At 60.0% G+C, this 19,350-nt stretch carries 19 protein-coding genes; 2 read left to right on the forward strand and 17 right to left on the reverse strand.

Annotated elements, in window-relative coordinates; genetic code table 11:
- Positions 1 to 18 precede the first annotated feature (18 nt).
- The 11 genes from katG to IEV54_RS07005 all read right to left on the reverse strand — a co-directional run bounded on the left by katG (position 19) and on the right by IEV54_RS07005 (position 10,981).
- Complete coding sequence (katG, locus tag IEV54_RS06955; protein ID WP_223825364.1) at positions 19 to 2,196, reverse strand: catalase/peroxidase HPI; 2,178 nt, start codon at positions 2,194 to 2,196, stop codon at positions 19 to 21.
- Between the two features lie 272 nt (positions 2,197 to 2,468).
- Positions 2,469 to 2,897, reverse strand: coding sequence for an acyl-CoA thioesterase (locus tag IEV54_RS06960; protein WP_150276597.1), 429 nt, complete (start codon positions 2,895 to 2,897; stop codon positions 2,469 to 2,471).
- A 223-nt stretch (positions 2,898 to 3,120) separates the two neighbouring features.
- Positions 3,121 to 4,281: an iron-containing alcohol dehydrogenase gene (locus IEV54_RS06965; protein WP_150276598.1), complete on the reverse strand. Its 1,161-nt coding sequence runs from the start codon at positions 4,279 to 4,281 to the stop codon at positions 3,121 to 3,123.
- A 372-nt stretch (positions 4,282 to 4,653) separates the two neighbouring features.
- Entirely contained in the window at positions 4,654 to 5,808 is a 1,155-nt protein-coding gene (hemW, locus tag IEV54_RS06970; RefSeq protein WP_150276737.1) for a radical SAM family heme chaperone HemW, read from the reverse strand.
- 59 nt (positions 5,809 to 5,867) lie between these two features.
- Positions 5,868 to 6,479 carry an RdgB/HAM1 family non-canonical purine NTP pyrophosphatase gene (rdgB, locus tag IEV54_RS06975; RefSeq protein WP_150276599.1) on the reverse strand — a complete coding sequence of 204 codons (612 nt, stop codon included), beginning with the start codon at positions 6,477 to 6,479 and terminating at the stop codon, positions 5,868 to 5,870.
- Complete coding sequence (locus IEV54_RS06980; protein WP_150276600.1) at positions 6,472 to 6,912, reverse strand: DUF4426 domain-containing protein; 441 nt, start codon at positions 6,910 to 6,912, stop codon at positions 6,472 to 6,474. The genes rdgB and IEV54_RS06980 overlap by 8 nt, the downstream gene beginning before the upstream one ends.
- A 9-nt stretch (positions 6,913 to 6,921) precedes the next feature.
- Entirely contained in the window at positions 6,922 to 7,512 is a 591-nt protein-coding gene (gene metW / locus IEV54_RS06985) for a methionine biosynthesis protein MetW (RefSeq protein ID WP_150276738.1), read from the reverse strand.
- A 5-nt stretch (positions 7,513 to 7,517) separates the two neighbouring features.
- Entirely contained in the window at positions 7,518 to 8,657 is a 1,140-nt protein-coding gene (gene metX, locus IEV54_RS06990; RefSeq protein ID WP_150276601.1) for a homoserine O-succinyltransferase MetX, read from the reverse strand.
- 177 nt (positions 8,658 to 8,834) lie between these two features.
- Positions 8,835 to 9,425, reverse strand: a complete 591-nt coding sequence (locus IEV54_RS06995) for a YggT family protein (protein WP_150276602.1) — start codon at positions 9,423 to 9,425, stop codon at positions 8,835 to 8,837.
- Positions 9,426 to 9,434: 9 nt separating this feature from the next.
- A complete protein-coding gene (gene proC / locus IEV54_RS07000; RefSeq protein WP_150276603.1) occupies positions 9,435 to 10,253 on the reverse strand; it encodes a pyrroline-5-carboxylate reductase in 819 nt (272 codons plus the stop codon).
- A complete protein-coding gene (locus tag IEV54_RS07005; protein WP_150276604.1) occupies positions 10,250 to 10,981 on the reverse strand; it encodes a YggS family pyridoxal phosphate-dependent enzyme in 732 nt (243 codons plus the stop codon). The genes proC and IEV54_RS07005 overlap by 4 nt, the downstream gene beginning before the upstream one ends.
- Positions 10,982 to 11,060: 79 nt before the next feature.
- On the opposite strand from IEV54_RS07005, the gene IEV54_RS07010 reads away from it, so the two are divergent.
- Entirely contained in the window at positions 11,061 to 12,095 is a 1,035-nt protein-coding gene (locus tag IEV54_RS07010; protein WP_150276605.1) for a type IV pilus twitching motility protein PilT, read from the forward strand.
- Positions 12,096 to 12,112: 17 nt separating this feature from the next.
- The gene (locus IEV54_RS07015) at positions 12,113 to 13,252 is read left to right on the forward strand and encodes a PilT/PilU family type 4a pilus ATPase (protein ID WP_150276606.1); all 1,140 of its coding nucleotides are present in this window, start codon (positions 12,113 to 12,115) and stop codon (positions 13,250 to 13,252) included.
- A 7-nt stretch (positions 13,253 to 13,259) separates the two neighbouring features.
- Here the strand turns inward: IEV54_RS07015 and siaD are convergent, their stop codons facing one another.
- Genes siaD through IEV54_RS07045 form a run of 6 tightly spaced genes read right to left on the reverse strand, consistent with a single transcriptional unit; the run spans position 13,260 to position 19,342 of the window.
- Positions 13,260 to 14,063 (reverse strand): biofilm regulation diguanylate cyclase SiaD, encoded by an 804-nt coding sequence (gene siaD, locus IEV54_RS07020; RefSeq protein ID WP_150276607.1) that lies wholly within the window; start codon positions 14,061 to 14,063, stop codon positions 13,260 to 13,262.
- A gap of 2 nt (positions 14,064 to 14,065) precedes the next feature.
- Positions 14,066 to 14,440: a biofilm regulation phosphoprotein SiaC gene (siaC, locus tag IEV54_RS07025; protein WP_150276608.1), complete on the reverse strand. Its 375-nt coding sequence runs from the start codon at positions 14,438 to 14,440 to the stop codon at positions 14,066 to 14,068.
- A 22-nt stretch (positions 14,441 to 14,462) separates the two neighbouring features.
- A complete protein-coding gene (siaB, locus tag IEV54_RS07030; RefSeq protein WP_150276609.1) occupies positions 14,463 to 15,005 on the reverse strand; it encodes a biofilm regulation protein kinase SiaB in 543 nt (180 codons plus the stop codon).
- A gap of 52 nt (positions 15,006 to 15,057) precedes the next feature.
- Positions 15,058 to 17,049, reverse strand: a complete 1,992-nt coding sequence (gene siaA / locus IEV54_RS07035) for a biofilm regulation protein phosphatase SiaA (RefSeq protein ID WP_150276610.1) — start codon at positions 17,047 to 17,049, stop codon at positions 15,058 to 15,060.
- A gap of 27 nt (positions 17,050 to 17,076) precedes the next feature.
- Entirely contained in the window at positions 17,077 to 18,348 is a 1,272-nt protein-coding gene (locus IEV54_RS07040; RefSeq protein WP_150276611.1) for a dihydroorotase, read from the reverse strand.
- On the reverse strand, positions 18,332 to 19,342 hold the full coding sequence (locus IEV54_RS07045) for an aspartate carbamoyltransferase catalytic subunit (protein ID WP_150276612.1): 1,011 nt from the start codon (positions 19,340 to 19,342) through the stop codon (positions 18,332 to 18,334). Before IEV54_RS07045 ends, IEV54_RS07040 begins: the two co-directional genes overlap by 17 nt.
- Between the last annotated feature and the right edge of the window lie 8 nt (positions 19,343 to 19,350).

The raw sequence follows: 19,350 nt of genomic DNA on the forward strand, positions 1-19,350 counted from the left end.
GTTTCGTTTGTCGCTGGATCAGACCAGATCGAAACGATCTGCGTTCATCACCTTGGTCCAGGCTTTGACGAAATCCTTGACGAATTTCTCCTTGGCATCGTCTTGGGCGTATACCTCTGCGTAGGCGCGCAGTATCGCATTGGAACCGAATACCAGGTCGACCCGGGTGGCGGTCCACTTCACTGCACCGCTCTTGCGATCGACGATATCGTAGGAGTTCCGGCCGGTGGGCTTCCAGGTGTTGCGCATGTCGGTCAGGTTGACGAAGAAGTCGTTGCTCAGCACACCCTCGTTATCCGTGAACACGCCATGCTTGCTGCCACCATGGTTGGTGCCCAGTACGCGCATGCCACCCATCAGCACGGTCATTTCCGGCGCGGTCAGGCCCATCAGCTGGGCGCGATCGAGCAGCATCTCTTCAGGCGTGACCTCGTAGTGCTTCTTGGTCCAGTTGCGGAAGCCATCGTGCACTGGCTCCAGATACTCGAACGAGTCGGCATCGGTCATTTCTTCGCTAGCGTCGCCGCGGCCGGGGGCAAAGGGCACGGTAATATCGACACCGGCGGCTTTGGCTGCCTGCTCCACTGCAGCAGTGCCGCCCAGGACGATCAGGTCGGCCAGGCTGACTGGCTGAGGCAGACCGGCCCGGATGCCTTCCAGCACGGCAAGTACCTGTTGCAGCCGCTCGGGCTCGTTACCTTCCCAGGCCTTCTGCGGGGCCAGACGAATGCGAGCACCGTTGGCGCCGCCACGGAAGTCCGAGCCGCGGAAGGTGCGCGCACTGTCCCAGGCGGTGCTGACCAGATCCGCCACACTCAGGCCACTGGCCAGAATGGTGCGTTTGAGGTCGGCGACTTCGGTCTCGTTCAGCATGTAGCCGGGAGTCGGGATCGGATCCTGCCAGATCAGGTCTTCTGCCGGTACATCCGGACCCAGATACCGGCTCTTGGGGCCGAGGTCGCGGTGCGTCAGCTTGAACCAGGCACGGGCGAAGACTTCCGAGAAGTACGCATGATCCTTGTGGAAGCGCTCGGCGATCTTGCGGTATTCCGGGTCCATCTTCATCGCCATGTCGGCGTCGGTCATCATCGGGTTGAGGCGGATGGAGGGATCCTCCACGTCGACCGGCTTGTCTTCCTCGCGGATATTGATCGGCTGGTACTGCCAGGCACCGGCGGGGCTCTTTGTCAGCTCCCACTCGTAGCCGAACAACAGGTCGAAGTAGCCGTTGTCCCACTGGGTCGGATGGGTAGTCCAGGCACCTTCGATGCCACTGGTGACGGTGTCCCGGCCAATGCCGCGCGATACGGTATTGTTCCAGCCCAGGCCCTGCTCGTGTACATCGGCGCCTTCGGGGGCTTCGCCTAGGTTCTCGGCGCGGCCGTTGCCGTGGCTCTTGCCGACGGTGTGACCGCCTGCGGTAAGCGCAACGGTTTCTTCGTCGTTCATGGCCATGCGTTCAAAGGTGACGCGAATATCGTGGGCGGTCTTGAGCGGGTCGGGGTTGCCGTCGACACCTTCCGGGTTGACGTAGATCAGGCCCATCATCACCGCGGCAAGCGGATTTTCGAGGTCGCGTTCGCCGGAGTAGCGGCTGTTTTCGCTTCCGCTGGGTGCGAGCCATTCGGTTTCGGCGCCCCAGTAGATGTCCTTTTCCGGGTGCCAGATGTCGGCGCGGCCACCGGCGAAGCCGAAGGTTTTCAGGCCCATGGATTCATAGGCCATGTTGCCGGCGAGAATCATCAGGTCGGCCCAGGAGAGCTTGTTGCCGTACTTCTTCTTGATCGGCCAGAGCAGGCGACGAGCCTTGTCGAGGTTGGTGTTGTCCGGCCAGGAGTTGAGCGGGGCGAAGCGCTGGTTGCCGGTGCCTGCGCCACCGCGGCCGTCGGCGATGCGGTAGCTGCCAGCCGCGTGCCAGGCCAGACGAATCATCAGGCCGCCGTAGTGACCCCAGTCCGCCGGCCACCATTCCTGGCTTTCGGTCATCAGGGCCTTGAGGTCGGTCTTGACGGCTTCGAGATCAAGCTTCTTGAATTCTTCGGCGTAGTCGAACGCTTCGCCGAGCGGGTTTGTCTTGCTGTCGTGCTGGTGAAGGATGTCGAGGTTGAGGGCGTTCGGCCACCAACTGATGTTCGATTTGCTGTTTGCGGTGTTGCCGCCGTGCATGATTGGGCACTTGCCCTGACTGTCACTCATGTGTATCTCCCGCATGTACTAATTAAATGATGCTGCACGGGGCGGCATCCTGTTCTGTTCTTGCCGGGCAGTTATGCCGTTCTACAGCTTGGCGTTTGGATCCGGCTGGATGATTTCGACTGCCTCTGAGTAGCATATTGGCAACGATTGTAAATTGAGAACAGTGATAATTAGAAAAGAGCTTGATAGCTCTTCTCTATTAGCCCGGCTGGCGGCGATGCAAGAACCTATGCGTGCCCGGGTTGTACATCGGAGTGGCTAGGGCATGTAACTCAGGGGATCAGGCGGGACAGGGCAGCCCGTGGTCCTTCAGGGATGGCACAGGAACGGTTACTGCTGCGCTCGACAAATACATGCACGAAGCGGCCAACCGCACAGGCGGCTTCCGTCCCTGCCTTGAAAACAGCCAGCTCGTAATGTATCGAACTGTTGCCGAGCTTGGCGACGCGCACGCCAATCTCGATGGCATCGGGGAAAGCGATCGGCGCCAGGTAATCGCAGCCGGAGCTGACCACGAAAGCAATCTGTTCACCCTGGTGAATATCTAGCCCACCCTGCTCGATCAGCCAGCTGTTCACTGCGCTGTCGAAGTAGTTGTAATACACCACGTTATTCACATGGCCATAGACGTCGTTGTCGTGCCAGCGGGTGGTGATGGGGTGCAGGTAGGGGTAGTCGTTACGTGTGGGTTTGGTGCTCATATCGAAGTGTTCTCTCGGGAAATTCGGTTCTACCAATGCCGCTGTGACCTATGGGTGACTCTGGATTCGCTGCTTGCTGCCTTGAGCGACACCCTCCGCAGACACGCCGTGAACCCGTCCTTGGGGGCTCCCTAAGCCCATCCCTGGGCATAAAGGGTCTACTGCGGATGTCCCTCAAGTCAGCCCAGGCATAGGAGTGGCCTGCGGACTGAATTCTGTAAGTTCAAAACGCCTTGCGATAGATCGCCAGGGCGTCGGCTTCGGTCAGCTCCCGTGGGTTATTGACCAGCAGTCGCTGTTGCAGCATCGCGTCCTTGGCCAGTTGTGGCAGCATGTCTTCCGGTACGCCGGCATCGCGCAGGCGCGTGGGTAGCTTGCAGCGTGGGCTCAGGGCGGACAGCTCGGCGACCAGTTGCTCGGTCAGGCTGGTAGCGTTGCCGGCTTTCAGATCCTTGACCAGCAATGGCGCCAGCTCGGCGTACAGGTCCTCGGCCGCGGAGGAATTGAACTCGATCACGGCGGGGAGTACCAGGGCATTGGACAGGCCGTGGGGAATATGGAAGTGACCGCCGAGCGGGTAGGCGAGGGCGTGTACCGCAGCGACTGGGGCGTTGGCGAACGCCTGGCCAGCCAGCAGGGCGCCAAGCAGCATGCCCTGGCGCGCTTCGCGGTTGCTGCCATTATGCACGGCTTCATCCAGGTTGGCGGCCAGCAGGCGCAGAGCCTCACGGGCGAGCATGTCGGACAGCGGGTTCTTCTTGATCTTGCTGGTATAGGCCTCGATCGCGTGCACCATGGCATCAATGCCTGTGGCGGCGGTAACGGCCGGTGGCAGACCGACAGTCAGATCGGCATCGAGCAGCGCCATATCGGGCAGCAGAACCGGTGAGACCACGCCCATCTTGGTGGTTTCGCCTGTGGTGATAATGGAAATCTGCGTGACTTCCGAGCCGGTACCGGCGGTGGTCGGTACCTGTATCAGCGGCAGGCGCTGGCCCTTGGCATTGCCCACGCCGTAGATGTCGGAAAGCTGCTGATTGCAGTCGGGGTGTGCGAGGAAGGCGACCAGTTTGGCCACGTCCATGGAGCTGCCACCGCCAAAGCCGACGACCAGATCAGCGCCCATGGCGCGGCCCTGTTCCACGGCGGCCATGACGACCGCTTCCGGCGGATCGGCCTGGACCTCATCGAAGATTTCATAGGCGACGCCAGCCTTGGCAAAACCGGGGGTGATGCTGTCGAGCATGCCCAGTTTGGTGATGCCGGGGTCGGTCACGATCATCACTCGGGAGGCGCCACGCTCCTTGCAGAGCTCGGCTAGACGGACAGCGGAACCGGATTCACAGAGGATCTGGGCAGTGGTGGCAAACAGGAACGGAGACATGGGTACCTCGGTCAATGAGACAGTTCGGGATACTGTATGGAAGCTGGCGCCAAGCTGCAAGCTGTAAGCCTCAAGCCTCAAGCCTCAAGCCTCAAGCCTCAAGCCGCAAGCCACAAGCCACAAGCCACAAGCTTCAAGCTTCAAGCGGCAGGCGGTAGGCGGTAAGCCAGGAGCTGGAAGCTAGAAGCGGTGCGGCAGCTGCGGGTCTCGGGTCTCGAACTTCAAGCTTCAAGCTTCAAGCTTTAGGCTTCCAGCTTCCAGCCAAAACCCAGCCCAGCCCCTCCGCCAAGGGACCAGACCACACCGCGCTGGGTCTTAGCTTGTGGCTTGCCGCTTGATGCTTGCGGCTGGGTTTGGCAGCTTGCGGCTGGGCTAGAGAAACATCTCCAGCAGATCATTCAGAAACAGGCGACCCCGCTCGGTGGGGCGTAGCTGTTGCTGCCAGGGCTCGAGCAAGCCGCGCTCAACCGCACGATCCAGCAGCGGTGCGATGCTGTCCAGGGACTGGCCGGTGCGTGCCTGGTAATAGGTGGCGGGTACGCCGTCGCTCAGGCGCAAGGCATTCATCAGAAAATCGAAGGGCAGATCGTCTGGCTCGATCATCTTGTCGCCAGCGCGAAAGGGCTTGGCTGGGTCCAGATAGTCTTTAGGCAGACGGGTTTTCCAGTTGCGTTCCACGCGGCCGTCGGCATGGGTTGTCTTGCCGTGTGCGCCGGCCCCGATGCCGATAAAGTCACCGTATTGCCAGTAGTTCAGGTTGTGCCGCGCCTGGCGGCCTGGCTGGGCATAGGCTGATATCTCGTATTGCACCAGACCCGCTTCGGCCAGTCGCTGCTGCCCGTCCTCCTGGATGGTCCAGAGTATGTCCTCCACTGGCAGGGTCGGCGGCTTGTTGTAAAACACCGTGTTGGGCTCCAGCGTGAGCTGGTACCAGGACAGGTGTTCCGGGGCCAGCGCCACCGCCTGCTCGATATCGGCCAGTGCCTGTTCCACCGATTGGCCGGGCAGGCCATGCATCAGATCCAGGTTCAGATTGTCGAACCCGGCGCGGCGGGCCATCTCGACGGCGCCCAGCGCTTCGCGGTCGTCATGGATGCGGCCCAGGGCCTTGAGATGTTCGGGGTTGAAGCTCTGGATGCCGATCGACAGGCGATTGATGCCGGCGCTGCGGTAGTCGGCGAACTTGGCCTGCTCGAAGGTGCCGGGGTTGGCTTCCAGGGTGATTTCGATATCGTCGGCAAAGTGCAGGCGGGCAGCCATGGCCTCGAGGATTCGACCCAGACTGGCCGCGGAAAAGAGACTGGGCGTGCCGCCGCCAAAGAAAATCGAACGCAGCTTCCGTCCGCCGACCAAGGGCAGGTCCTGTTCAAGGTCGGCGATCAGCGCCGCTACATATTCCTGCTCGGGCAGACCGCTATCACTGACATGGGAGTTGAAGTCGCAGTAGGGACATTTGCGCACGCACCAGGGTATGTGCACGTAAGCTGACAGAGGCGGGAGTTGCAAGCGGCAAGCTTCAAGCTGCAAGCTGTCCGAGTGGTTGGCTGGGCTTGCTTGAGGCTTGAGACTTGTGGCTTGCGGCTTGGTCAACTGAGTCCCAGACGCTTGCGCAAATCAGCCATGGCCTTGGCTCTGTGACTGATACGGTTTTTGTCCGCGTAACTCAGTTCAGCGCTGGCGCAGTACCTTTCGGGTACCCAGAACAGGGGATCGTACCCAAAGCCCTGGCTGCCGCGCGGCTCTTGCATGATCCGGCCGTGCCAGGCGCCTTCGCAGATGATTGGCGTGGGATCTTCTGCGTGCAGCATCAATACCAGCACTGAAATGAAGCGCGCACCGCGTTTATCATCGGATACGTCTTGCAAAGCTTCCAGCAGCTTGGCGTTGTTCGCCTGGTCTCCGCCGCCGCCGGCATAACGCGCAGAATAGATACCTGGCGCGCCGCCAAGGGCATCCACGGCTAGGCCGGAATCATCGGCCAATGCAGGCAGGCCTGAAGCTCGGGCGGCGTGCCTGGCTTTGAGGATTGCGTTCTCGACAAAGGTCAGGCCGGTTTCCTCGACTTCTTCCTGAACGAAGCGGCTTTGCGGTATGACCTCAACCTCGTTGCCCAGCATGGCCTGTAGCTCGGCCAGCTTTCCTGCGTTGCCGCTGGCCAGCACCAGTTGGCTGAAGGGGAGTCGTGACGCTTCACTCATCCGGGAAGAACTCCTTCTGGAAGTTCAGAGTATGCACGGCGCCGCCTTCCTCGGGCTGTATATCGATTTCAAAACGCAGAATAGAACGTGTTGGTGCGCCATAATTGGCAACGAAATACAGGGCGTCCTCTTCCTTTACGCGGATGAAGTTCAGGGGTGTTTCCTGTTCTATCAGCGTTTTCACCGTGCCGGTCACGCGAGCGTCGACGGGTACTGCCCCATCAGGAGTTTCCCGCTGCACGGCGATATTCAGCACGCCCTTGTCGGGTGCCCGTTCCAAGCCCACGTTGGCAGCGACTTGCGGTGCAACGTAGCTGCTGTTGAAGGGGCTGAAATAGACAATGATGTCACCAAAGCGTTTGGGGCTCTGATCCTGGGCCATGGCCAGAGGGGCGGCGACCAGCATCAGTGTGCAAAGCAGATTGCGTAGCATAGTGTTCTCCTATCGGGTAACCCGGTAGATGGCAATTTCACCCAACAGGTTTGGCCAGAGCCCACTCAACCAGGTGCTCTGGTGTGACTGGTCTACCACAAGGCGATCAAGAATGCGTATGGATCGCTCGCGGCATAGCTCCTCAAAGTCCTTGAATGTGCAAAAGTGGATATTGGGTGTGTTGTACCAAGTGTAGGGCATGAACTCCGATACAGGCATGCGGCCCTTTGTACCCAGATATAAGCGGCAGCGCCAATGGGCAAAGTTGGGGAAGGTGAGAATCGCTTCGCGGCCGATGCGCAGCATCTCTTCCAGCACTTGATCAGGGTAATGGACGGCCTGCAGCGCCTGGGTCATGAGTACGCTGTCGAAGGTGTTGTCGCCAAAGTTGCTCAGGCCGGCATCCAGGTTTTGTTCGATCACGTTGACGCCGCGCTCGATACAGGCGTTGATCTTCTCCGGGTCGATTTCCAGACCATAACCGGTGACCTTGCGGTGGTCGGACAGATAACGCAGGAGCTCACCGTCACCGCAGCCCAGATCCAACAGACGACTGCCAGGCTTGATCCATTCCTGGATGATTTCCAGGTCCGCGCGCATAGTCATCAAGCCACCTCGATCTGGTTCATATAGGCCTTGAAGGCCTGGACGTAGCGGGGGATCGGCAGCAGGAAGGCGTCGTGTCCCTGGGCTGCTTCGATTTCCAGATAACTGACCTGCTTGCCCGCTGCAAAAAGAGCGTCCACCAGCTCACGGGAGCGGGCAGGTGAGAAGCGCCAGTCAGTCGTGAACGACATCACCATGCAGCGTGCCTTGATGCCTTCGAGACTGCTGGCCAGATTGCCGGAGTGGGCACCCGCCGGGTCGAAGTAGTCCAGCGCCTTGGTCATCAATAGGTAGGTATTGGCGTCAAAGCGCTCGGAAAACTCCTGGCCCTGATAACGCAGATAGCTTTCTACCTGGAATTCGACACTGGTGAAATCGTAGTTGAGCACGTCGGTACGCAGCTCACGGCCGAATTTCTCGCCCATGGAATCATCCGACAGATAGGTGATGTGCCCGACCATGCGGGCCAGCATCAGACCGCGCTTGGGGATCACGCCGAAGGCTGCGTAGTCGCCATTATGAAAATCTGGATCATTGATGATCGCCTGGCGCGCGACTTCATTGAAGGCGATGTTCTGCGCAGAGAGCTTGGGCGCAGTGGCAATCGCCAGACAGTGTCGAATGCGGTCGGGGTAGCTGATGGCCCACTGTAGGGCCTGCATGCCACCGAGGCTGCCGCCCACGACGGCAGCCCAGCACGCAATCCCCAGTCGGTCGGCGAGCAGTGCCTGGCTGTGGACCCAGTCTTCGACGGTGAGCACCGGAAAATGCGCGCCGTAGGATTTACCCGTGGCTGGGTCGATGCTTGAGGGGCCGGTTGAGCCATGGCAGCCGCCCAGGTTATTCAGGCTGACGACAAAGAAGCGGTTGGTGTCGATCGCCTTTCCAGGTCCGATACACGCATCCCACCATCCGGGCTTGCGTTCGTCTACCTTGTGAAAGCCCGCTGCGTGATGGTGGCCGGACAGCGCGTGGCAGATGAGCACTGCGTTGCTGTGGTTGGCGTTCAGCTCCCCATAGGTCTCATATACCAGTTCGAACTGGTTCAACGCCTTGCCGCAAGCCAATTGCAACGGCTCGGAAAACGCCTGGCGCTGAGGTGTCACCAGACCGACAGAATCGGCGGGGAATCTGGACATGGATATACTGTTCCTGTGTGGTCAGGCGGTAGCCCGCTGCGGCCTCGCCAACAGACGAGGCGCCAGTCTAAAGAGCGTCGGAGTCCGGCGCAATATCTGCGCTGCAGCCCGGCAAGCGTGGCTTGCGCTGTGGTTGCCGGGAGCTTTATGGATGGTGCTGTCGGCCAGGCGCTGTGGTTACAACGCCAGGGTCAGGCCTCTGGGCATACCGGTGGCAGCTGCGATGTTGGCAATCACCAGCATGTCGATCAGACGCAGAGCAATAAAGGCAAAGATGGGCGACAGGTCCAGACCGCCCATCGACGGCAGTATCGCACGCACGGGGGTCAGCACCGGTTCGCACAACTGATGCACCAGGATAGCCGCAGGGTTGCCGCTTTGTGGCGCGACCCAGGACAGAATTACACTGATGATCAGGGCGAAGAAGAATATCTTCAGAAACAGCGCAGTCACGGCGATCAGGGACCAGACCAGAATCTGCAGAATGTTCGGCAGGGCCGCGCCCATCAACTTGATGATGATGGTCATCAGGATCATTTGCAGGATCAGGGCCAGCACCAGGGAGGCGAAATCAATCCCCCCGTAGCCTGGAATCACCCGACGCAGGGGCATCAGCAGCGGCTTGGTGGCCGTGACGATGAACTGCGAAATCGGGTTATAGAAGTCGGCCTTGACCAGTTGCAGAATGAAGCGCATCAGGACGATGACCAGGTACAGGCTGCCCAGAGTTTGCACCAGGTAGATCGCGGCCATATTCAGGTTGTTCATGTGGCCTCCTCAGGCGAGTTCTTTGGTCATTTCAGCGCCGCGGGCGGCAGCGGCTCGCATCGCGCGCTCAACGATAGCGGGCAGATCGTCGCTGGCAAAGCTGTTGATCGCCTGTTCGGTGGTGCCGCCGGGGGAGCAGACGCGGCGGCGCAGCTCGGCGGCGTCTACATCGCTGTGCACGGCCATATCGGCCGCGCCCAGGGCGGTAAAGAGCGTCAGGCGTTCAGCCGTATCGCGGGGCAGGCCGAGCTTTTCGCCGGCGGCGGTCATGGCCTCCATCATGTAGAAGAAGTATGCAGGGCCGCTACCGGACACCGCGGTGACAGCATCGATCAGCTCTTCCTGATCCAGCCACAGGCTGATACCCACGGCGTTGAGAATATTCTCCGCCTGCTCCTTTTGAGCCTCGGTAACTGAGGCGTTGGCGAACAGACCGCTCACGCCCTGGCGCCGTAGCGAGGGGGTGTTGGGCATGCAGCGTACGATCGCCGTGCCCTCACCCAGCCATTGCTCCAGGCTGGCGCAACTGATGCCGGCGGCGATCGAGACGATCAATTGGCCGGTTTTGCGCTCGCGGGGCAGGTCGCGGCATACCGCCTGCATGACCTGAGGCTTGACCGCCAGCACCAGTACATCGCACTCGTTGGCGAGCACCGCGTTATCCAGACTGGTGCCAATCCCGAACTGCTTGACCAGGCGTTCGCACTGCTCGGCGGTGCGGTCGCTGGCAATGATCTGCGCGGGCTTTATGTTCTGCTGCAGCATGCCGCCGATCAGGCTGGTAGCCATGTTGCCTGCGCCGATAAAACCAATAATGGGGGCGGTCATGGGGTGTCCTCTGTCTTGGTGTGGGTGGCGGGTGGTGTGGCAGGGTCGTCAGTCTTCTCGCGTTGCCCGAACAGCGCAGTGCCTACGCGCACCATGGTGGCACCTTCCTGCACAGCTTCGCCTAGGTCGTCACTCATGCCCATGGACAATGTATCGAGCTGCATAGGCAGGCTCTGCAGGCATTCATGCAGCGCTCGCAGGGGCTGGCGCCGTGATTCGCTGTCCTCTGCGGGTGCCGGGATGGCCATGAGGCCGCGCAGTTTCAAACGCGGCAATGCCGCTACTGCGGTAGCCAGTTCGGCAACGTCTTCGGGCAGTACGCCCGACTTGCTCGGCTCACGGCTGATATTCACCTGCAGGCAGATGTTCAGCGGCCCGAGTTCCGCCGGGCGTTGCTCGGACAGGCGTTTGGCAATCTTTAACCGATCGACACCGTGCACCCAGTCGAAATGCTCGGCTATCGGTCGCGTCTTGTTCGACTGAATCGGGCCGATAAAGTGCCAGGTAAGGGGGAGTTCGGATAGCGCCTCGATTTTCTCCAGGGCTTCCTGTAGATAATTTTCGCCGAAGTCCCGCAAACCCGCGGCACAGGCGTCACGTACTGCGCTGGCAGGCCGTGTCTTGCTGACCGCAATGAGGGTGATTTCGGAGGGATCGCGGGCAGCACTGACTGCCGAGCGCGCAATACGTTCACGAACGTTTGCAATATTCTCTGCTATCGTAGACATTACCAAGATAACTACCTAGCCAATATCGGAAAAGACCTTCAGGCATTCTACATGCTTGCCGGTTGCAATGGGGAACCCAATGGATATAACCGAGCTGTTAGCCTTCAGCGCCAAGCAGGGCGCGTCGGACTTGCACCTGTCGGCAGGATTGCCGCCCATGATTCGAGTCGATGGCGATGTGCGTCGTATCAACGTACCGGCAATGGACCACAAGATGGTGCATGGCCTTATCTACGACATCATGAACGACAAGCAGCGCAAGGATTTCGAAGAATTCCTGGAGACTGACTTTTCCTTCGAGGTGCCTGGTGTGGCCCGCTTTCGGGTCAACGCATTCAATCAGAACCGGGGTGCCGGTGCGGTATTCCGTACCATTCCGTCCAAGGTTCTGAGTATGGAAGATCTTGGCATGGGCGACGTGTTCAAGAAGATCTCCGATGTGCCGCGTGGCCTGGTACTGGTGACCGGCCCGACCGGCTCGGGCAAGTCCACTACCCTGGCGGCGATGCTCGACTACTTGAACTGCACCAAATATCAGCACGTGCTGACCATCGAGGACCCGATCGAATTCGTTCACGAATCGAAGAAGTGCCTGGTCAACCAGCGTGAAGTACACCGCGACACTCTCGGCTTTGCCGAAGCTCTGCGCTCGGCGCTACGCGAAGACCCGGACATCATTCTGGTCGGCGAGATGCGCGACCTGGAAACCATACGCCTGGCCCTGACTGCTGCAGAAACCGGTCACCTGGTGTTCGGTACCCTGCACACGACCTCGGCAGCCAAGACCATCGACCGTGTTGTCGACGTATTCCCTGCAGAAGAGAAATCCATGGTCCGCTCGATGCTTTCCGAGTCGCTGACCGCGGTAATCTCGCAGACCCTTTTGAAGAAGATCGGCGGTGGTCGTGTGGCTGCCCATGAAATCATGATCGGCACGCCAGCTATTCGTAACCTGATTCGCGAGGACAAGGTGGCGCAGATGTACTCGGCGATCCAGACCGGTGGCAATCTGGGTATGCAGACACTGGACATGTGCCTCAAGGGCCTGGCTGCGAAGGGTATCATCACTAAGGAAAGCGCCAGAGAGAAGGCCAAATCGGCCGACTCTATCTGATCTAGAAGAGAGGCATCATGGAGTTCGAGAAACTGTTACGGCTGATGGTCGAGAAAGGCGCCTCGGACCTTTTCATCACCGCGGGCGTAGCCCCCAGTATGAAGATGCACGGCAAAATCCTGCCCGTGACCAAGACCGCGCTATCTCCGGAGCAGACCCGCGAGACCGTGCTGGGCGTGATGACCGAGGCCCAGCGCAGGGAGTTTGCCGAGAACCGTGAATGCAACTTCGCGATCAGCGCCCGTGGTATCGGCCGCTTCCGGGTCAGTGCGTTTTACCAGCGCAACCTGGTGGGGATGGTGCTACGCCGTATCGAGATCAATATCCCGACAATGGAAGAGCTGCGGCTGCCGGAGATTCTCAAGAAGCTGTCCATGACCAAGCGGGGTCTGGTGATGTTTGTCGGCGCCACGGGTACTGGTAAGTCCACGTCACTGGCGTCGATGATTGGTTACCGTAACAAGAATTCCAGCGGCCACATCATCACCATCGAAGACCCGATCGAATTTATTCACCAGCACCAGAACTGCATCGTGACCCAGCGCGAGGTGGGCATCGATACCGACTCCTTCGAGGTGGCGCTGAAAAATACTCTGCGTCAGGCTCCCGATGTGATCCTGATTGGTGAGGTGCGGACCAGGGAAACCATGGACCACGCGGTGGCGTTCGCCGAAACCGGTCACCTCTGTCTGGCTACCCTGCACGCGAACAACGCCAACCAGGCGCTGGACCGTATCATTCACTTCTTCCCTACCGAAATGCATCAGCAGGTGTGGATGGATCTGTCGCTCAACCTGAAAGCGATCGTTGCTCAGCAGTTGATTCCGACCCCTGACGGCAAGGGGCGTCGCGCGGCTATCGAAGTGCTGCTCAATACGCCCTTGGCTGCAGACATGATTCGCAAGGGTGAAGTGCACGAGCTCAAGCCGTTGATGGCGCGCTCCAACGAGCTGGGTATGCAGACTTTCGACCAGTCGCTTTACAAGCTCTACAGCCAGGGCGAGATCACCTATGAAGATGCGCTGGCCCACGCCGACTCGGCCAACGACCTGCGTCTGCTGATCAAGTTGGGCTCGGAAACCGATGGCAAGACGCTGATGATGGGTGGAAAGAACGATTTTGCTCTGGAAGGCAGCGACGAGGATCACAGGCGCTGAGCAAGGCTCAGTCAGTGCCTATCTCATCGGCGCGTGCCAGACGGTTACGCCCTGATCTTTTGGCGGTCAGCAGGGCCCAGTCAGCCTGGTTGATCGTGTCGGAGTAGGTGTCTGCATCCCTGTGGGACGCTACGCCAATACTTGCTGTGACGGTTATGGACTCATCACCAACGCGCATACGCAACGCCGCTATTGCTTCCCGAACCCGATCCAGCACCTGACAGGCGCTGGAGATATTGGTCTCGGGCAGGATAATCAGAAACTCTTCCCCGCCCCAGCGTCCGCACATATCCTGATCACGAATCTGTGCGTCCATGACCCGCGATACTTCCATCAGCACCTGGTCGCCCAGCTCATGACCGTGGTCGTCATTGACGCGCTTGAAGTAGTCTATATCGAGCATGGCGATGCTCAAGGGTCGGGCATAACGATGCGAACGATCAGTCTCCTCTTTCAGACGCTCGAGCAACAGTCGCCGATTGCCCAGGCCGGTAAGCGGGTCATGGGTGGATGCCTCGCGAAGGGCAAGGTTCAGGTCGTGCATCATCTTCTGGTAATGGTCGGAGATGCGTGCGACCTTGCTTAGCTGGCGCAATTGCTTGTCCAGCCGCTTGGTCAGATGCTTTTCATTTTCCTTGGTGAGGCTCTGATAGGCATCGGATATGCGGCTGATACGCTCGATGCGGCGTGCGAGATCCCTGTGTGCCGCCCACAATTCTTCGAGGGGCTGAAACAAGGGGTCGTCGCGCAGCGAATCGTTCTCCAGCAACTGCTCGATACGTTCTTCGAGGGGCTCGTCCGGCGCGCCCATGGTCAGGTGCCCAGAATGTTGAACGGAAAGCTGCAGTCTTCCTTGAACTCTTCGGCCAGCTCTGCGACGCGCTCATTGCGCTTGTCGTAGTGCCAATCAACGCTGACCGCCTTGCCTTCGGCGTGAGCGGCTTCCAGTACATCAAATATGTCCATCATGGCTTTGATGCTGCTGGTGTTGAGGTAAAGCAGTTGTAGATCGAGCTTCAATGCTCTATCTGCTTCACGCAGGAACGTCTCGATCCATTCCACTACCTGATTGAACAGCTCGTAGGAGTTTTCTGGATAGGAGTCGCCCTGCAGGTGCAGAATGCCGTTGACCCAGTCACTGCGGATCTCTGGGGTGGACTGGGTACCTGCAATGGAAAAATCAGTCATATCAGTCTGGCTCATGAGTCGTTCAGATAACGGCGCGCAAGCTGAAAAAGCTGCGGTCGTCGCTTATGGGCTGGAGGTGGGCACGCAGAGGCTGGCTGGCCTTGCGGGCGATGTCGATCAGGCCGAGGCCCGCGCCACTGGTTTTTTCTGCGTCGCGGGGCTTGCGCAACTGCTCCTTGTAGGCGGCCTTGAGCTGAGCCTTGTCCAGACCGGCAAGGCTGTCTACGGCCTCGAGCAGGCGCTGACCGTCACTCTCCAGAATGATATTGCCCGCCGATACCACGTAGTGCCCGTCGTTATCGCGTGAGACTACGACGGTCGCCCCCGATTCCTGCTCGCTCCAGCCATGGGTCCGCGTGTAGTGACTGATGTTCTGGGTCATCTCGATGTAAACCGCAAATACGTCCATGGCCGCCGAGGGATGGGCATGGTCAGCGGACAGATAATTGCGCAGGGCGTTGCCTATTTCCTCGATCAGGCTGCGGGAGATCGGCCCGTTGAAACACAGCATGATCTGCTGACTGTTGAAACGCTCGCGCATGGCGAATAGATCGATGGATTCCATTACAGCTCCTGTCAGCGGTCGTGACCGCTGGAGTTGACCGCACAGGGCGGGTTCAGTCGAAACGAAAGCTTAACATCGTGATGTCGTCGCGCTGAGGATACGTCCCCTGATAGGCGGCCAGCGTGTCGCTGAAAGCGCGACTCTGTTCCTGCAGGGGCAAACGGGCATGATCGCGTAGCATCTGGCCAAACCGGCTGTTGCCGAAGCCGAAGCCCTCATCGCCTCCCGCCTGATCAAGGAAACCATCCGTGCACAGGTAAAAGGTATTCTGGCCCAGCGCCACTTGCCGGTTGTGATACTCACCGATCTTTCTGTCGCCCAGGGCACGCTTGCCGCCAGGTACATGGTCTACCTGCACACCATCGCTGAAGTACAGGGCAATCTTCGCACCGGAGAAGGTCACCTGTCGCTGATCGAGGTCAATATACGCGAGTCCGACATCCATATTAGTGGCCAGCGATTTGCTTTCACCCGAATTGCCGAGCATGTTGCGCAGTATATGGTCGGTGCGCGTAAGTACCGCCGCGGGGTCATGCATTCCGCAGTCGGTAATTGCCTGGTCCAGTGCGGCGTGGGCGAGCATGGTCATCAGGGCCCCGGGAACGCCGTGGCCCGCGCAATCCACTACCCCCAGCAGGCAGCGTCGGCCCTCGCTGCGAAATACGTAAAAGTCGCCGCCTACTACATCCCGCGGGCGCCAGAGCACCGAGTGATGCTCCCCCAGTACGCTGAGTAGCTCGCGGTCGGGCAGAATCGAGCGCTGGATCAGGCTGGCATAGTCGATCGAGTCCCCGATCTTCTTTTGCGCAGTGGCCATTTCGCGGTTGGCGTCTTCAAGATCACTGGTCCGTTCCTGAACGCGCTGCTCCAGTTCCAGCGTGTGGCTTTTGACCTTGTTGGCCATGGTGCTGAAGGCGGCGCTGAGCTCGCCGATTTCGTCGTCACGAATGGGCGGCAGAGCTACATCGTAACGTCCGGACGCCATGGCCTGAGCGCTGTGCTTGAGTTGGCGCAGGGGGCGCATGACCAGGCGCTCTACGGCGAAGGCGAAAAGCAGAATAAGCACCACAACCAGTCCCACCAAGGCAGCCAGCAAGGGGGCCAGCCACTGGTTGTCGAGCACCTGGGCGCTGTCCAGATCGATGGCATTGACCACGAACCAACCCAGTTCAGGGATAAAGGTCAGAGCCAGCAGTTGGTCGGTGCCATTCAGGCCGACATTCAGGCTTTCGACACTGCCGGGGTTCTGCGTGGCACGGGCCATGGCGCCCCGCAGCAGGTCGGTCTGCACGCTGTCCTCGAGCATGCCGAACAGCCGGGCGTTCTCGCCGCTGGTGTCGTCTGCCCCGGAATTGAGGGCGATCAGAGATGAATCCTGGTGGGCCTGGATGGCGCCCTTGGCGTCGATAATCATCGGCGTGACGCCGGGCTGATCGCTGGCGATGAAATCGTTGATGAAGGTAGACAGGTCCAGGCCGGAGCCCGCGAGTCCAAGGACCTCGCCTGCGCTGTCGGTCACCAGAATATTGAACCAGACCTTGGTAGTCTGGAGTTCCCGGTTGTAATCGACATTGATGTTGTAAGTGTCGGTGTCGCGCAGACTGCTGAAGAACCAGCTGTCGGCGTCGTTGGTCTGATCGAGGAAGTAACGGGCCTGTTGGCTGGGAGGCTCTTCGTTGCTGTTGAAGTAATAGCCCTGGCTGCCGACGCTTCCGATGAAGTAGGCGTGATCGCGGAAATCCCCGCGGTAACCCTCGGCTTCACGGAAGAACAGGTCACGTTTGGCAGGATCGTCTTCGTCGGTGAGCCACTGGCGGGTGACCTCGGAGTCTGCCAGGCGCAATGACAGAGCAAGTTCGCGGGATATTGGAGCGCGAATCTTTTCTCGACTCAACAGTGTCGCGTTGCGGGCGTAGGCATCGGCGAAATGCTCGTGGATACCCTGCAACACCAGCCAGCCTATGAGGGCGGCGGGTACCAATGCCAGGAGGCAAACAAGCAACAACGCCAGAATCGACTTGCCACGTAGGCCGAAGGCTGCCATGAAAACTCCCTGTAAAATGCGCCCTTGTCAGGCCTGATAAACCAGTTTGCCATTGCATACGGTGTGGGTAATCTTACAGGGCACACCTTTGCCGATAAAGGGGCAATTGGCACCCTTGGATATCCAGTTGTGGCCCACCAGGCTTGCTTCGGCGGGGTCGAACAGCGTTACGTCGGCATGCGCGCCGATGCCCAGATGGCCGGCTGGCAGGCCCAGGGCGCTGGCCGGCCCACAGGTCAGACGCGACAGCAGTGCGGGTAATTCGAGTAACCCGTCAGCCACCAGTGTCATCGCCAGGGGCAACAGGACCTCAATGCTGCTGATCCCCGTCGCCGAGGCGGCGAAGGGCACCCGCTTGGCTTCCTGTTCGTGGGGCTGGTGATGTGAGGAAATGGCCTGTACCACGCCTTCCTGTACTGCCTGACGCAAGGCATGCCGGTCGCTGCTGCTGCGCAGTGGCGGCAGCACGTGGAGCAGGCTGGAGAAGCCTTCCAGGTCTTCATCGCAGAGCAATAACTGATACATCGCCACATCGGCGGTCACACGCAAGCCGCGCGCCCTGGCATCAGCCAGCATATTCATGGCGCGGGCACTGCTCAGTCCGCTGAAGTGCGCCTGCACGCCAGTCTGCTCGACCAGCAGCAGGTCACGGGCCAGGGCAATGGTTTCGGCGCTTTCGGGAATGCCCACCAATCCCATGCGGGTTGCGGTCGGACCCTCGTGGGCACTGCCGCCTTGGGCCATTTCCGCATCCTGGGACATGAATACAACCGGCACGTCGAAGCCGGCTGCATATTCCAGGGCGCGGCGCAGGATGCGATTGCTCTTCATCGGCGCCAGTCCCTGGGTGAAAGCTATGCAGCCAACGTCCCGCAGGGCCACCAGTTCGCTCAGATGCTCGCCATCCAGGCCGTGGGTCAGGGCGCCGAAGGGGAACACCCGTGCGTGGCCGGCACGTTCACTGCGCTCCAGAATCAGTTCGGCCACCGCAGGGGTGTCCAGTACGGGCCGGGTGTCAGGCAGGCAGCACAGACTGGTCACGCCGCCTGCTGCAGCGGCGCGGGTTTCGCTGTCGATGGTGCCCTTGCGGGTCTGGCCGGGCTCGCGCAGGCTGACGTTCAGATCGACCAGTCCGGGACTGGCGATCAGACCGCGGGCATCAATTGTCTGATGGGCTTGAAAACCCTCTGGGGCGGCTCCTATGGCGTGGATACGACCGTCGTCGATGTGCAGGTCGGTGATCTGGTCGAGCTGGTTGGCCGGATCGATGACCCGGGCACCTTCAATGGTCAGTCGCATGCTGGGCTTCCTGGTTGTACTGGCGCTGGGCGTTCTGTCCGGCCATGGCCATGGACATCACGGCCATTCGAACGGCAATGCCGTAAGTAACCTGATTGAGAATGACTGATTGGGCACCGTCGGCCACCTCGGATTCAATTTCAACGCCCCGGTTGATCGGCCCCGGGTGCATCACCAAGGCGTCTGGTTTGGCCAGCGCGAGGGTTTCGCGAGTCAGGCCGTAGAGGCGGTAGAATTCGCCCTCGCTGGGTAGCAGGCCACTTTGCATGCGCTCTTTTTGCAGGCGTAACATGATGACCACATCGACGTCGCGCAGGCCGACACGCAGGTCGTTGAACACCCGCACGCCGTACTGTTCGATGCCGGCGGGGAGCAGCGTACGTGGTGCGATCACCCGAATGTCGGGGCAGCCCAGTGTGTGCAGCGCCTGCATGTTCGAGCGTGCCACCCGTGAATGCAGAATGTCTCCCACGATGGCCACGGACAGGTTCTCGAAATTGCCCCGGTGACGGCGGATGGTCAGCATGTCGAGCATCGCCTGGGTCGGGTGCGAGTGGTTGCCGTCCCCGGCGTTGATGATGGCCACATCGGGACAGACCTGCTGGGCGATAAAATGCGCCGCGCCGGAGTCGCCGTGGCGCACCACAAACATGTCCGCCGCCATGGCCTCCAGGTTGCGCAGGGTGTCGTAGAGGGTCTCGCCCTTGCTGGTCGAAGATGTCTGGATGTTCAGGTTGAGCACGTCGGCAGACAGTCGCTTGGCCGCCAGCTCGAAGGTGGTGCGCGTGCGGGTGGAGTTCTCGAAGAATACATTGCACACGGTCTTGCCGCGCAACAGAGGTACCTTCTTGACGGCGCGCTCACCCACTTCAAGGAAGGAGTCGGCGGTATCCAGCAGCTCTGTGAGCAGTTCCCGCGACAGGCCTTCGATGCTCAGAAAATGGCGTAACTGGCCCTGATGGTTGAGTTGCAGATGACTGGGTATCGGGGTCATTGGGCTCT

Origin of the sequence: Halopseudomonas salina, assembly GCF_014637955.1 — a bacterium.
Taxonomy (GTDB): Bacteria; Pseudomonadota; Gammaproteobacteria; order Pseudomonadales; family Pseudomonadaceae; genus Halopseudomonas; species Halopseudomonas salina.